General features: G+C 44.5%; 13 protein-coding genes. 4 read left to right on the top strand and 9 right to left on the bottom strand.

The annotated features are described in order from the left end of the window. Nucleotides 1-111: 111 nt before the first annotated feature. The 3 genes from rpsI to zapE form a co-directional block, all read right to left on the bottom strand. Nucleotides 112-504: a 30S ribosomal protein S9 gene (gene rpsI / locus AC3CID_RS02115; RefSeq protein WP_004740758.1), complete on the bottom strand. Its 393-nt coding sequence runs from the start codon at nucleotides 502-504 to the stop codon at nucleotides 112-114. A gap of 15 nt (nucleotides 505-519) precedes the next feature. Then, nucleotides 520-948, bottom strand: coding sequence for a 50S ribosomal protein L13 (gene rplM / locus AC3CID_RS02110; RefSeq protein ID WP_010434689.1), 429 nt, complete (start codon nucleotides 946-948; stop codon nucleotides 520-522). A 246-nt stretch (nucleotides 949-1194) separates the two neighbouring features. Beyond that, nucleotides 1195-2298 (bottom strand): cell division protein ZapE, encoded by a 1104-nt coding sequence (gene zapE / locus AC3CID_RS02105; protein WP_488526893.1) that lies wholly within the window; start codon nucleotides 2296-2298, stop codon nucleotides 1195-1197. Between the two features lie 219 nt (nucleotides 2299-2517). Between zapE and zapG the strand changes: the two genes are divergently transcribed. From zapG to degS, 3 genes are all read left to right on the top strand, one after another. Beyond that, nucleotides 2518-2973 (top strand): Z-ring associated protein ZapG, encoded by a 456-nt coding sequence (gene zapG / locus AC3CID_RS02100; RefSeq protein ID WP_017077673.1) that lies wholly within the window; start codon nucleotides 2518-2520, stop codon nucleotides 2971-2973. Nucleotides 2974-3099: 126 nt separating this feature from the next. Continuing rightward, nucleotides 3100-4455, top strand: coding sequence for a Do family serine endopeptidase (locus tag AC3CID_RS02095; protein ID WP_488527265.1), 1356 nt, complete (start codon nucleotides 3100-3102; stop codon nucleotides 4453-4455). 158 nt (nucleotides 4456-4613) lie between these two features. After that, nucleotides 4614-5678, top strand: a complete 1065-nt coding sequence (degS, locus tag AC3CID_RS02090; RefSeq protein ID WP_488526892.1) for an outer membrane-stress sensor serine endopeptidase DegS — start codon at nucleotides 4614-4616, stop codon at nucleotides 5676-5678. 181 nt (nucleotides 5679-5859) lie between these two features. On the opposite strand, the gene parC is transcribed toward degS, so the two are convergent. The 6 genes from parC to nudF all read right to left on the bottom strand — a co-directional run bounded on the left by parC (nucleotide 5860) and on the right by nudF (nucleotide 12808). Continuing rightward, nucleotides 5860-8118 carry a DNA topoisomerase IV subunit A gene (parC, locus tag AC3CID_RS02085; RefSeq protein WP_017080241.1) on the bottom strand — a complete coding sequence of 753 codons (2259 nt, stop codon included), beginning with the start codon at nucleotides 8116-8118 and terminating at the stop codon, nucleotides 5860-5862. A 3-nt stretch (nucleotides 8119-8121) separates the two neighbouring features. Continuing rightward, complete coding sequence (gene parE, locus AC3CID_RS02080; protein WP_017077669.1) at nucleotides 8122-10002, bottom strand: DNA topoisomerase IV subunit B; 1881 nt, start codon at nucleotides 10000-10002, stop codon at nucleotides 8122-8124. A 239-nt stretch (nucleotides 10003-10241) separates the two neighbouring features. After that, nucleotides 10242-10847 carry an esterase YqiA gene (gene yqiA / locus AC3CID_RS02075; protein WP_121603608.1) on the bottom strand — a complete coding sequence of 202 codons (606 nt, stop codon included), beginning with the start codon at nucleotides 10845-10847 and terminating at the stop codon, nucleotides 10242-10244. Nucleotide 10848: 1 nt separating this feature from the next. Further along, nucleotides 10849-11673, bottom strand: coding sequence for a 3',5'-cyclic-AMP phosphodiesterase (cpdA, locus tag AC3CID_RS02070; protein ID WP_065207221.1), 825 nt, complete (start codon nucleotides 11671-11673; stop codon nucleotides 10849-10851). A gap of 60 nt (nucleotides 11674-11733) precedes the next feature. Further along, nucleotides 11734-12174, bottom strand: coding sequence for a DUF1249 family protein (locus tag AC3CID_RS02065; protein WP_008222561.1), 441 nt, complete (start codon nucleotides 12172-12174; stop codon nucleotides 11734-11736). Between the two features lie 4 nt (nucleotides 12175-12178). Further along, nucleotides 12179-12808 (bottom strand): ADP-ribose diphosphatase, encoded by a 630-nt coding sequence (gene nudF / locus AC3CID_RS02060; RefSeq protein ID WP_065207220.1) that lies wholly within the window; start codon nucleotides 12806-12808, stop codon nucleotides 12179-12181. 227 nt (nucleotides 12809-13035) lie between these two features. Between nudF and tolC the strand changes: the two genes are divergently transcribed. Beyond that, complete coding sequence (gene tolC, locus AC3CID_RS02055; RefSeq protein ID WP_065207219.1) at nucleotides 13036-14346, top strand: outer membrane channel protein TolC; 1311 nt, start codon at nucleotides 13036-13038, stop codon at nucleotides 14344-14346. The last annotated feature ends 81 nt before the right edge of the window (nucleotides 14347-14427 follow it).

Raw genomic sequence — 14427 nt, 5'->3', positions numbered from 1 at the left:
GGGGAAGCGTTTAGCGGGAGCCAGAAAGACAAAAAGCTCGGCATATAGCCGAGCTTTGAACCACAATTCCAGTAATAAAACTGGTCGCGTGTATTTTTCGGTAAGGAAAAATTAACGCTTAGAGAATTGAGGTTTACGACGTGCTTTACGTAGACCAACTTTCTTACGTTCAACGCAACGAGCGTCACGCGTAACATAGCCAGCTGCACGTAGAGCAGGACGTAGAGTTTCATCGTATTCCATAAGAGCACGAGTGATACCGTGGCGGATTGCGCCAGCTTGACCTGAAATACCACCACCAGAAACAGTGATGTAAAGGTCAAGTTTCTCAGTTAGTTCAACTAGCTCAAGAGGTTGTTTAACAACCATACGAGAAGTTGGACGACCGAAGTAAACATCAAGGCTACGCTTGTTGATTACGATCTCACCAGAGCCTGGTTTGATGAAAACACGAGCTGCTGAGCTTTTGCGACGACCAGTGCCGTAGTATTGATTCTCTGCCATTGTCTTAATCCCCAATTAGATGTCTAGTACTTGTGGTTGTTGAGCAACATGGTTGTGCTCAGTACCAGCGTATACTTTAAGCTTACGGTACATCGCGCGGCCTAGAGGACCACGTGGAAGCATACCTTTAACTGCTAGTTCAAGAACCATTTCTGGTTTCTTAGCAATTAGCTTTTCAAAAGTGATAGTCTTAAGACCACCTGGGAACTCAGAGTGACGGTAGTAAACCTTACCCTTAGCTTTGTTACCAGTCACAGCTACTTTCTCAGCGTTAACAACGATGATGTAATCACCAGTGTCTACGTGAGGAGTGTATTCTGCTTTGTGCTTGCCGCGTAGGCGAGAAGCGATTTCACTTGCTAGACGGCCAAGAGTTTTGCCTTCAGCGTCTACAACATACCAGTCGCGTTTTACAGTTTCTGGTTTAGCAACGAAAGTTTTCATGCTAATAATTACCTATTTAAAAAATTTACACTTAAGGAATACTCGCGTATTCCCACTGTCTAAGAGTTACCATCATCACCCCTTCGAGTGTTGGAAAACTCTTGGCATAACGTGATTTTACTCATCGCTAGAGGCCCGCAGTAACGGTAGGTCGCAGGATTATAGAGAAGAGCGAAGAAAAAATCACCTCTTTTTGAACAAAATCACGATTTTTTTAATTCTCTTTCTTATTCGACATAATCAAAGCTAACTTAAGTGTTCTTTTGCCAAATATTCATGGCTCTGCATTTCGATTAAACGCGACTGACAACGTTTAAACTCAAATTCTAACTGACCATGGGTATATAGCTTTTCTAGCTCCACTTCCGCTGAAATAATCAATTTCACGTTACGCTCATAGAACTCATCAACTAACGCAATAAAGCGTCTTGCTGCGTCATCTGAAGTCGCGCCCATTTGCAACACATCAGCCAGCAGAACCGTGTGATAAACCCTAGACAGTTCAATATAGTCATTCTGGCTGCGAGCCGACTGACAAAGCTGAGCAAACGTACCATGTAGCACACCATCGCTCGCTTCGACTACATCCAGTTGACGGTGATTGACCTCAATCTGTTTGAGTTTCTCTTTATCTTCACCAACGAGCTGCGCGTAATATGTTTCGAGGTTGATGTTCGCTTGGCTATCCAGCGGGTAATGATAGATCTCAGCCTGTTCTAACGTACGAAGACGATAATCGATTCCGCTATCGACATTAAGAATATGGCAATTGCCTTGAATAAGCTTAATAGCGGGTAAGAAGCGAGCTCGCTGCAACCCGTTACGATACAAATCCGCAGGTGGAATATTAGAGGTCGCGACTAAGATAACCTTGCGAGCGAATAACTCTTGGAACAAAGTGCCTAAGATCATGGCATCCGTGATGTCTGAAACAAAGAATTCATCAAAACAGATAATATCCGCTTCTTCTTTCAACTTATCTGCGACTAAAGGCAACGGGTCGCTAACATTACCTAGCGCCCTTAGCTCATCATGGACTCGATACATAAAGCGGTGAAAGTGAACACGCATTTTTTTTGTGGTCGGTAAGGCATCGTAGAACGTATCCATTAAGTACGTTTTACCGCGCCCGACACCACCCCAAAAATAGAGGCCTTTTGGTGGCTCTGGCAGCTCTGGCTTTTTGCCCATTAATTTCTGGAATCGAGTCAGTTGAGGAATAGGCGTATTCATGTAATCTTGGAATTGATGAAAGAGTTCATCTAAAGATTTAACGGCTTGCTCTTGCGCTGGATCTCTTTGAAATCCATGTTCTTTTATATCTTGTTCGTATTTTTTAATGGGATTCATGACGACATTTCCACAATGAAAGCAATATCAGACAGCAAATAAAAATGAGCCCAAACAGTACGAGATATGTCGCTATGCGGTGAATAATGCAGCATCAAACTGCTAACTAGCGCACACGCATTTCTCTTTATACTGCGGCTTTCTCATAGTACCATGGAGCCGTATCACGTGTAACTAAGCAGTAACAAACATGTTAAAAAACAATAATAAGGAGCTGTTATGCCTTGGATGTATGCCGTTGCCGGTTTACTAGTCGGAGTTATTTTAGGGGTCGCTATTTCTCGTCTCATGACACCTGAATACAAAAAACAAAAGAACGTACAGAAAGAATTAGATAGCGCGAAGTTTGCCCTTGAACAGCAGCGACAAGAGCTAGCTGACCACTTTGCGAAATCAGCAGAAATGTTGGACACCTTAGGTAAGGACTACACAAAACTGTACCAACACATGGAAAAAACAAGCTCAGAGCTGATCCCTAACCTGCCAGAGCAAGATAATCCATTTGTGAAAACAGCCGCAGCCCATTCGGACAAATCACAAGACAAGCCTTCAGTTAAAGAGGCGACACTTGAAGAACAACCGAAAGATTACGCTAATGGCGCAACGGGTTTATTTACAGAGCAGAAGAAAGAAATCATGGATGCTCCCGATGTTGTAACAGCAAAAGCATCGTAAACATTTAACACTTCTGTGAACTTTACAAAGGTTTTTGAGTCATAACTTTCACTCAGGTCATTTGAAACTTCTCATACTTATTAAACGTATAAGAGGGTTAAGACCTAAACTAGAGAGGAGTTTATGATGAAAAAACCTTTGCTTGCTTTATCGGTACTGACTTTAAGCTTAAGTTCAATCATCACCCCCATTCAAGCAACGGCCGCACTGCCATTAAGTGTGGGTAATGAACAATTACCAAGCCTTGCACCTATGCTTGAACAAGTGACCCCCGCTGTGGTTAGTATTGCCGTAGAAGGCAAACAGGTACAACGTCAGCAAATCCCTGAACAATTTCAATTCTTTTTTGGTCCAGAACAAACACGAGAACGCCCATTCCGCGGGCTAGGTTCTGGTGTGATCATTGATGCCAAGAAAGGCCATATTGTTACCAATTACCATGTCATCAATGGTGCCGACGATATCAAAGTAAAACTTCATGATGGTCGAGAGTACGATGCCGAGTTCATCGGCGGCGACCAGATGTCGGATATCGCGCTATTAAAACTTGAAACAGCCAAGAACCTTACCCAGATAAAAGTCGCAGACTCCGACCAATTACGAGTTGGTGACTTTAGTGTGGCTATCGGCAACCCATTTGGACTAGGTCAAACCGTGACATCCGGTATCGTTTCGGCATTGGGTCGTAGCGGCCTAAACCTAGAAAATTTTGAAAACTTCATTCAAACCGATGCCGCTATCAACAGTGGTAACTCTGGAGGTGCGTTAGTGAATCTCAACGGTGAGCTGATTGGTATCAACACGGCTATCCTTGGCCCTAACGGAGGCAATGTCGGTATCGGCTTTGCAATCCCATCCAATATGATGAAAAACCTGACAGAACAAATTCTCGATTTCGGTGAAGTAAAACGCGGTATGCTGGGTGTTCAAGGCGGAGAGGTCACCTCTGAATTGGCGGAAGCGCTTGGTTATGAATCCAGCAAAGGTGCCTTTGTCAGCCAAATTGTACCCGACAGTGCTGCGGACAAAGCCGGACTGAAAGCGGGCGATGTCATTGTCTCTATTAATGGTAAGCGTATTGATACTTTTAGCGAGTTAAGAGCCAAAGTCGCAACCCTCGGCGCAGGTAAACAGATCGAACTTGGTGTCGTTCGTGACGGAAAGAATATGACCTTTGATGTGACTCTGGGTGAATCCACCAATAGTAAGACACAAGCTGAAAAGCTCCATGAAGGACTTGCCGGTGCAGAGCTCACCAACACAACCGACAGCGACTCAACGACAGGCGTCAAGGTATCAAGTGTCGCTCAAGGTTCGCCAGCAGAAGCCTATCAACTCCTTAAAGATGACATCATCATCGGGGTAAACCGCCAATCCGTTAAGAACCTTGCTGAATTTAGAAAGATTCTTGAAAAACAACCTGGCGTGTTGGCGCTTAATATCCAAAGAGGCGACAGGACTATCTATCTAGTTATTCGATAGTCATACGTCAGCGCAATTACAGGGAGGCTCAGTAAGTTTGCTTTAAACTTACTCAGTCTCCCTTTTCTTTAGATCAATCAAAATGCTATGCTTCACTCGTAATCAAGTCAGTCATCCATTGACGGATGCTCCATACCTTACTTGTTGAAGAGGGAAACATGCTGTCCTTTCTATTTCGTTCTATTTCCCTTGGACTCGTTTCAGCGGCACTTATTCTTCTCGCATTTCCGAGCTTAAGGCCAGCTATAGTTTCAGATGTCACTAGTCCTCAAGTCGGCAATATTGGCTCTCTTCAGATCTCATTTAACCAAGCGGTACGACGCGCTGCACCCGCTGTGGTCAATATTTATAGTCGTAAATACGCAGAAAGCGATCGCAATAAGCTACTGACTCAAGGTTTGGGTTCAGGGGTCATTGTTAGCGAAAAAGGCTACATCATTACCAACTTTCACGTTGTTGCGCAAGCCGACCAAATAGTCGTGGCACTTCAAGACGGACGAGTAGCCGCCGCACAGCTTGTCGGTTCAGACAAGCGCACCGATATCGCGATACTCAGAGTCAGCGGTGACAACTTACCAGTGATTCCACTGAACCAAGATTACACTGCAAATGTCGGAGATGTGGTTCTAGCTATCGGTAACCCGTATAACCTAGGCCAAACCACAACCTTTGGTATTATCTCGGCAACCGGTCGCTCTTCAATCAGTGCCGATGGTCATCAAGCCTTTATCCAGACCGATGCGGCAATCAATGAAGGTAACTCCGGTGGTGCACTTGTCAATTCACAAGGTGAGTTAGTCGGTATCAATACCGCGTCTTTCCAACAAGCAACCGACATGGAAACTTACGGGATTTCATTTGCTATCCCCTACCCACTTGCGAATAAAATCATGCAAAAAATCATCGCTGATGGTCGTGTGATTCGTGGTTATATTGGCATAGACGGACAAGACATCAACTCGGTGACGTCACGCTTACTCGGCAATAAGAATATCGGCGGTATTGTGGTACTAGGGATAGACCCGAACGGTCCTGCGGCTGATGCAGGCTTTGAAGCACAAGATATTATTGTCAGCATCAATAATACCCAGATTAGCGGACGACAGAGCGTAATGGACATTGTTACTGACCTGCGCCCAGGTACTGTCATTGATGTTGGTGTATTACGCAAAGGTGAAAACAAGACCCTCAAGGTGACTATCGCTGAAGATACACGCCTGTAGCCTATATACGTATGTTGATTGCTAACATGAAGTTAGCGACCCCACACTGTTAAACTTCCAGACACAAAAAACCCAGCTCTTAAGCTGGGTTTTCTTTTATCAATCAAGCCAATTATAAACTCAATGAAAACTAACTATATAGCTAAGCGTCATTGCTAAGTGTCAGAGCTAAGTGTCATAACTAAGCGTCGCTAGGTTCATCGATATCAATGCGCGTCACTCGTTGTAGTCCTCTTGGTAGTAAACCACCACGACGACCACGTTCACCACGGAAATTTTCTAGATCCGCAGGTTTCAAGCCAAGCTTGCGTTTACCCGCATAGATTGTCAGTGTCGCATTCTCTGGGATAGCCATTAGATGCGAGACAAACTCTTCACGCTCTTTTGCTTTCGCAGAAGGAATGTTGATGATCTTGTTACCCTTACCTTTGCTCAACTGAGGTAGGTCTTTAATCGGGAACAACAACATACGACCTTGGTTAGTAATCGCCAGAATCTGGTTAGTGTCCAAGTCAGCAATCGGGCTTGGCAACATCACTTCAGAAGCTTGTGGCAAGTTAACCAACGCTTTACCGCTCTTGTTCTTAGACAGCAGATCACTGCCCTTACAAACAAAACCATAACCCGCATCAGAACCGACTAACCACAGCTGTTCATTCTCTCCCATCACCACTTGGCGAATAGAAGTACCAGGGCTGACATTCAAGCGGCCTGTAATTGGCTCACCTTGGCTTCGTGCCGATGGCAGTGAGTGAGATTCAAGGGAGTAGCTTCGGCCATCACTGCCGAGGAACACCGCTTGTTGGTTACTCTTACCCTTAGTGCTTGCTAAGAATTTATCACCTGATTTGTAGTTCAAGCCTTCAGCGTCAACTTCATGCCCTTTAGCATGACGAATCCAACCTTTCTCAGACAACACAACCGTAATTGGTTCGCTTGGTACTAAGTCACGTTCTGTTAGCGCTTTCGCTTCAGCACGCTCAATCAACGGTGAGCGACGATCATCGCCGTATTTATCTGCATCTGCTTGGATTTCTTTTTTGATCAGCGTATTCAAGCGACGCTCTGAACCGAGTAGCTTTTCAAGCTTTTCACGTTCAGCTTCAAGCTCTTCTTGCTCAGCTCGAATTTTAAATTCTTCTAACTTAGCTAAGTTACGAAGTTTAATATCGAGAATCGCATTGGCTTGAATTTCAGAGATGTTGAAACGGTTCATCAAAACAGGACACGGCTCGTCTTCTGTTCGAATGATCTCAATCACTTCATCGATGTTGAGGTAAGCAGCAAGTAAGCCTTCTAAGATGTGCAAACGAGCCAGTACTTTATCTAAACGGTACTGTAAACGACGACGAACGGTCGTACGACGGAACTCAATCCACTCTTTCAGGATTTGAACTAAGCCTTTAACTTGAGGACGGTTATCTAAACCAATCATGTTCAAGTTAACGCGGAAGTTTTTCTCTAAATCCGTCGACGCGAATAAGTGACTCATCAGTTGGTCACAGTCGATACGGTTTGAACGAGGAACCACGACGATACGCGTTGGATTCTCGTGATCTGATTCATCACGCAGATCGTCAACCATAGGCAGCTTCTTAGCTCGCATCTGGTTAGCGATTTGCTCAAGTAACTTCGCACCTGACACTTGATGAGGTAAAGACGTGATAACGATATCAGAGCCTTCCTTGTGCCATACCGCGCGCATCTTGATGCTGCCACGGCCTGTACGGTAGATCTTTTCGATGTCCGACTTCGGCGAAATAATTTCAGCTTCTGTCGGGTAATCTGGGCCTTGAATGAAACCCATCACATCTGGAAGTTCAGCTTTCGGCGTATCAATCAAATGAATCGCCGCGTTCGCCACTTCACGTACATTGTGAGGCGGGATGTCGGTCGCCATACCAACCGCGATACCAGTAATACCGTTAAGTAAGATATGAGGCAGACGTGCTGGCAACATCTGAGGCTCTTTCATGGTGCCATCAAAGTTGGGTTGCCAATCAACGGTGCCTTGACCTAGTTCACCTAGAAGAACCTCAGCAAACTTAGATAATTTTGCTTCGGTATAACGCATCGCAGCGAACGATTTCGGGTCGTCCGGAGCACCCCAGTTACCTTGACCATCTACCAATGGGTAGCGGTAAGAGAAAGGCTGCGCCATCAATACCATCGCTTCGTAACAAGCAGAGTCACCGTGTGGGTGATACTTACCTAATACGTCACCAACGGTACGTGCTGATTTTTTGTATTTCGATGCAGCGGATAGGCCCAGCTCAGACATCGCGTAGATAATACGACGCTGTACTGGCTTCAAGCCATCACCGATATACGGCAATGCACGATCCATGATCACGTACATTGAGTAATTTAAATAGGCATCTTCGGTGAACTTGCGCATTGGCAACTGTTCAACGCCATCATATGTAATTTCGTTAGACATCCATTATACCTCGGCCATATCACCGTTAGTCTGTAGCCATGTACGGCGATCATCTGCACGTTTCTTACCAAGCAGCATGTCCATCATCTCGTTGGTCGCGTCGTTGTCATCAATCGTTAATTGGACAAGACGACGAGTATTTGGATCCATAGTGGTTTCACGTAACTGAAGTGGGTTCATTTCACCCAGACCTTTAAATCGTTGCACGTTGATTTTGGCTTTCTTCTGCGATAGTCGCTCAAGCACACCATCTTTCTCTGAGTCATCGAGTGCGTAGAACACTTCTTTACCGCAATCGATACGATACAGAGGAGGCATTGCCACATAGATATGACCCGCTTCAACCAAAGCATGGAAATGACGAGTAAATAGTGCACATAGCAGTGTCGCGATATGAAGGCCATCCGAGTCCGCATCGGCAAGGATACAGATCTTACCGTAACGCAGGCCTGACAAATCATCGTTATCTGGGTCGATACCCAGAGCAACTGAAATATCATGTACTTCTTGTGAAGCCAATACTTGGTCTGCTGACACTTCCCACGTATTTAGGATCTTACCGCGAAGTGGCATAACAGCTTGGAACTCACGATCACGTGCTTGTTTAGCAGAACCACCCGCCGAGTCCCCTTCCACGAAGAAGATTTCGGTGCGGCTTAAATCTTGAACCGAACAGTCGGTTAGCTTACCCGGCAGTGCTGGACCAGAAGCAATCTTTTTACGTACAACCTTTTTGCTTGCGCGCATACGACGATGTGCGTTAGCAATACAAGCTTCTGCAAGTAATTCTGCTAGTTGAGGCTTTTCATTCAGCCACAAGCTGAAAGCATCCTTTACCACACCAGAAACAAACGCAGCAGTTTGACGAGAAGATAAGCGCTCTTTTGTTTGACCCGCAAATTGTGGATCTTGCATTTTCACCGATAGAACGTAAGAACAACGGTCAAAGATGTCATCACCAGTCAACTTAACACCACGAGGGAGAAGATTACGGAATTCACAGAACTCACGCATTGCATCAAGCAGACCTTGTCGAAGACCGTTTACGTGTGTACCACCTTGCTTAGTTGGTACTAAGTTCACGTAACTTTCGGTGATCATATCACCGCCTTCTGGCTGCCAAATGATCGCCCAGTTCGCCATTTCAGTTTCAGCAACGAATTCGCCAACATAAGGTTCTTCAGGCAATAAGGTATAACCTTTCACACCTTCAGCAAGGTAGTCTTTTAGACCGTCTTCATAGAACCATTTATGTTCTTCACCGCCAACCTTGTCGATAAAGGTGATTTCTAAACCAGGGCAAAGTACGGCTTTAGCTCGCAGGTTATTAATAAGGCGTAAAACAGAGAACTTAGAGCTATCGAAGTATTTGGGATCTGGCCAGAAATGCACGGTAGTACCGGTATTGCGATGACCACAAGTCCCCGTAACCGTAAGGTCGGTTACGGCATGACCACCCTCAAGGGCGATTTCATGTACCTGACCGTCACGACGAACCGTTACTTCAACGCGTTTTGACAGCGCGTTTACCACCGAGATACCTACCCCGTGCAAACCACCTGAAAACTTATAGTTGTTGTTTGAAAATTTACCGCCTGAGTGGAGCTTAGTTAGAATCAGCTCAACACCCGAGATGCCTTTTTCAGGGTGGATATCAACCGGCATACCACGGCCATCATCGGTAACTTCTAACGATTGGTCAGCATGAAGCACAACTTTAATTTTCTTAGCGTGTCCCGCTAGTGCTTCATCGACCGAGTTATCAATGACTTCTTGGGCAAGGTGGTTTGGTCTTTCTGTCTCTGTATACATTCCCGGGCGGTGTCGCACGGGATCGAGACCTTCAAGTACCTCGAGGTCTTTTGCATTATATTGTTCAGTCATAATACGGAGTTTACTCAAAAAGTTTGCGTCTGTTCGCTGGCTCTAGTTTCACTAAAGCAGAATCATTACTATGAACCTTCATAGTAGAGCGAACGAGCGAAGTATTGGGGAATATAGTCTGGAAGCTGAGTAATGATGTCAAGCTAGTTCAAAAACTAAGACATCAAACTATGATATTTCACCATTGATAGATGAAATAACAGGCAAACAAGAGAAAATCACTCTGTTGATGAAACAGATTAGAGGTTTAGAAAAGTGACGATTTGTTGTGGGTAACGTTCAAAATCAACAAAGCTATGATCCCCGCCCTCTTCTACTGTCTGTGTCGCACCTTGGTACTTCTCTACCGCTTGTCGGTAATCCAGAACTTCGTCTTCCGTTTGCTGAAGTAACCAGAAGTCACTCGGCTTAGCGATAGCCGGAACCTCTAACGCCTTCAGTTCATCGATATGCTTTGTTTCCAGTACATATCGTTCATCTGTGTATGGGTTTACTTGCTCACCTAAATAATCAGCCAGAAGCTCATACGGCTTCACGGCTGGATTTACAACCACCGCCTTGAAACCATAGTGGCTATTTAACCATGTTGAAAGATAGCCACCCAACGAGCTACCGACTAACGCGATCTGATATTGATCTTTATATTGCTCCACCAGCTGCTGTAAATGCAGAGCTGCTTGCTGAGGGAAGCTCGGTAGTTGAGGCGTCACAACTTTAATATCAGCGCGATGCTTCGCACAGTAATCAGCCATTACGTTCGCTTTGTGAGAACGTGATGAACTGTTAAAACCGTGAATATAGAGAAGCAGCGATGGCTTAGCGGTTTGCTGATTAAAGTCCGGCATATTAGTAGCCACCTGCATCAAAGTCTGGCGAGAACTGCCCATTAGGCAAGCGGCGAACCTGCGTAGTTACCGTTCCATCTTGGTGCAATTCAATCTCTCGCCAGCCTGGAGATAAAGTATCAACCGCAAAGTCGTTCGAGTTTGGTTTGAATTGAACACAAGTCGATGGGGTTGCCATGACTTGTACACCATGATGATTGCGATTCATATCTTGATGAACATGACCACAAAGTACCGCTTTCACATTGGTGTGCTGTTGAACCACATCCCAAAACTGCTCAGCATCTTTCAGGTTATGTTGATCAAGCCACGCACTACCGACCAGTAAAGGGTGATGGTGCAGCAAAACCAAGGTGTTACGCTCAGGGAATTCAGTCAGCTTTTGTTCTAGTAGGTCAATCTGTTGATCACTAAGGCGCCCGTGAGGTACACCCACCACTTGCGAGTCCAGCATAACCATCTGCCAGTTATCGCCTAGCAAGACATGCTCAACACACTGTATTTGTGGTGATGGTAAAACACTGCCCATATTAGGCTTGAAGTCATGGTTCCCGGGTAGCCAGTAACATGGCTTTTCCAAAGGCTTTATCCCTGACTCAAATTTCTGGTACGACTCAGCACTGTGATCTTGAGAGATATCACCAGTTGCTAGAACCGCTTGATAGTCAAAGCCCTGACTAACAATGCCATCGACTACAGCACGAAAGCTATCTTGAGTGTTGATGCTTAATAAGCTGCCATTGCTCGGCGCAAATAAATGCGTGTCCGTTAGCTGCACAAGCTTAATAGTGCTCTCATCAAATTTTGAAGTGTGTGATAATTCCAAAATAACAAATCCAGATACGTTACTGTTTAGACTTTAAAAGTGTTGTTTAAGTAGGTTCAATTAAAAGGCAATTGGGGTTCGGCTGATACCCGTTTTTAAACAAAACGTTAACCATTCCCCAAGAAATTTATTCAATTGAAATTTCTCGTCCTTTTGCAAAAGCTTAGTGTTGGGGTAGTCATATTTCGCTTTGACTCGCGAAAAATCCCCGCTAGCGCACACTTCTGCAACTCGAGCGTCGTGATATAGCCTGACAGACATTTTTGGCAAAGGAAACACTGGCATCGCGTCACTCTGACATATATCTATTAAAGTGGTGTATTTTGTGACCTCATTCACTGTCAATTGATACACCATATTAACGGCTTGGTAACAGCGAACGTCACCAACCTCATGCCCAACCGGTAACAGAGCGTTAAGTTTGGCATAGTTAGTCTCGTAAACTCGCATCAATTCAGCAAGATCAACATGATACGGTTTTTTGACTGCTATATTTGGCATGACGTTAATCTATCCACTCTGACTGTAATTCTTGGTAGTTCAATTGTAGCCACTGTAGTGCAATGATCGTGGCGCCATTTTCAAACACACCGTCTTTTACCAACTGATAAGCCGCTTCGCGACTCATCACTTGCACACGAATGTCCTCACCTTCGTAGTCCAATCCGTGTACCCCTTTGGCTGTCGTTGCATCAACACAGCCAACAAATACGTCGAGCTTTTCTGAACAACCGCCAGATGAAGGGTAATACGAAGTGATAGGCAATACAGATCCGACTTCAACGCCCGCTTCTTCCATCGCTTCACGTCGGGCGACATCTTGTGGTGATTCATCGGTATCAATAATCCCAGCAACAATTTCGTATTGCCATGGGTTCTCATGCTCTAGAGCACCAACACGGATCTGTTCAACGATCACCACTTCATCACGAATAGGATCATAAGGTAACAAAGCGGCAGCATGTCCACGTTCAAACATCTCGCGCTCTATTGGTTGGCTCCAGCCCCCCTCAAACAGCTTATGTTTAAATGTGTATTTAACCATTTTGAAAAAACCACGAAACAGCGTCTCTTTTGAGACTATTTCCACATCTTGAGGAGTAAACTCATGTCGTTGATTGTCATACTGTTGCATTTGGTACCTCACTAAGTGATCTTTATAGTTTACTCATTGTCCGAGTTAACTACCAAGGATAAGGTTCAACTTTTTATATAAAATTTATAATTAAAGTTAAGTTTTAAAAAATAAATATTGCACAAGTGGATAGTTAAATGTAAAAAAGTGCAAAGTTTCGAGTAAATTACCACCAAACTGGGTTAAACTCTTTTGAAGAAAATTCCATTAAAGGCAGGAATAGGAAAATGAAAAAACTGCTTCCACTATTTATCAGTGCAGCAATCGGCAGCCTGAGTTCATCAGCTTTTGCTGATACGCTAGCTGAAGTTTACGACCAAGCAAAACAGAACGATCCACAACTTCTTCGTTCCGCAGCGCAGCGCGATGCCGCTTTTGAAGCAGTAACGTCAAGCCGTAGTGATTTGCTACCACAAATTGATTTAAGAGCTAACTACGATATCAACCGTGGTGATTTAAGCGATAAAAACAATGACAATAACCAATGGGGAGCTGGGATTTACTTTTCTCAAGAGCTCTACCAACGCTCTTCATGGATCACGCTAGATACGGCAGAGAAAACTGCTCGTCAATCTGATTCAGCGTACGCGGCAGAGCAACAAGCTTTGATCCTACGTGTAGCAACGGCATACTTTGAAGTACTTCGAGCTCAAGATAACCTAGAATTTGTTCGTGCAGAGAAAGCCGCTGTTGCTCGTCAACTAGAACAAACAAAGCAGCGCTTTGAAGTAGGTCTTTCAGCAATCACCGATGTACATGATGCGCAAGCTCAGTACGATGGCGTTTTAGCTGATGAAGTTTTAGCAGAGAACACTCTGATTAATAACTACGAAGGTCTACGTGAGATTACAGGTCAGGAACACTCTAACCTAAGCATCCTAGACACTGATCGTTTCTCAGCAAGCAAATCTTCTGAATCTGCAGCAGCACTTGTTGAACAAGCAGAGCAAAAGAACCTGAGCCTTTTAGCATCTCGTATTTCTCAAGATGTAGCGAAAGATAACATCACACTAGCAAGTTCTGGTCACCTACCAAGCTTGACGTTAGATGGTAGTTACTCTCTTGCGGATCAATCAAATAGCTCAAATAATTACGACCAAGATAACCTAAACCTAGGTTTGAACTTAGTTGTACCTCTATATACGGGTGGTAATACAACTTCTTTGACTAAACAGGCTGAATACAACTACGTTGCAGCAAGTGAAGATCTAGAAGCCACTTATCGTAGCGTTGTAAAAGACGTTCGTGCATTCAATAACAACATCACAGCTTCGATCGGCGCTCTACGTGCTTACGAACAGTCTGTTGTCTCTGCTCAGTCTGCTCTAGAAGCAACAGAAGCAGGTTTTGATGTCGGTACTCGTACTATCGTTGACGTACTAGATTCGACTCGTCGTCTATACGATGCGAACAAAAACCTTTCAGATGCTCGTTATAACTACATCCTAAGTGTGCTTCAGCTTCGTCAAGCCGTCGGTACGCTAAGCGAACAAGACATCGTTGATGTAAACGCAGGTCTAAAAGTAGCAAGTAAGTAATTCTTAATTACTCAGTTACCGTTACAAAAATGCCGCTCATTGAGCGGCATTTTTATTATCGATTAAAAGCTAATTCTCAGC

It is taken from the genome of Vibrio sp. QJM3NY_21 (assembly GCF_057785975.1).
This window is presented reverse-complemented; position numbering and strand designations above follow the sequence as displayed.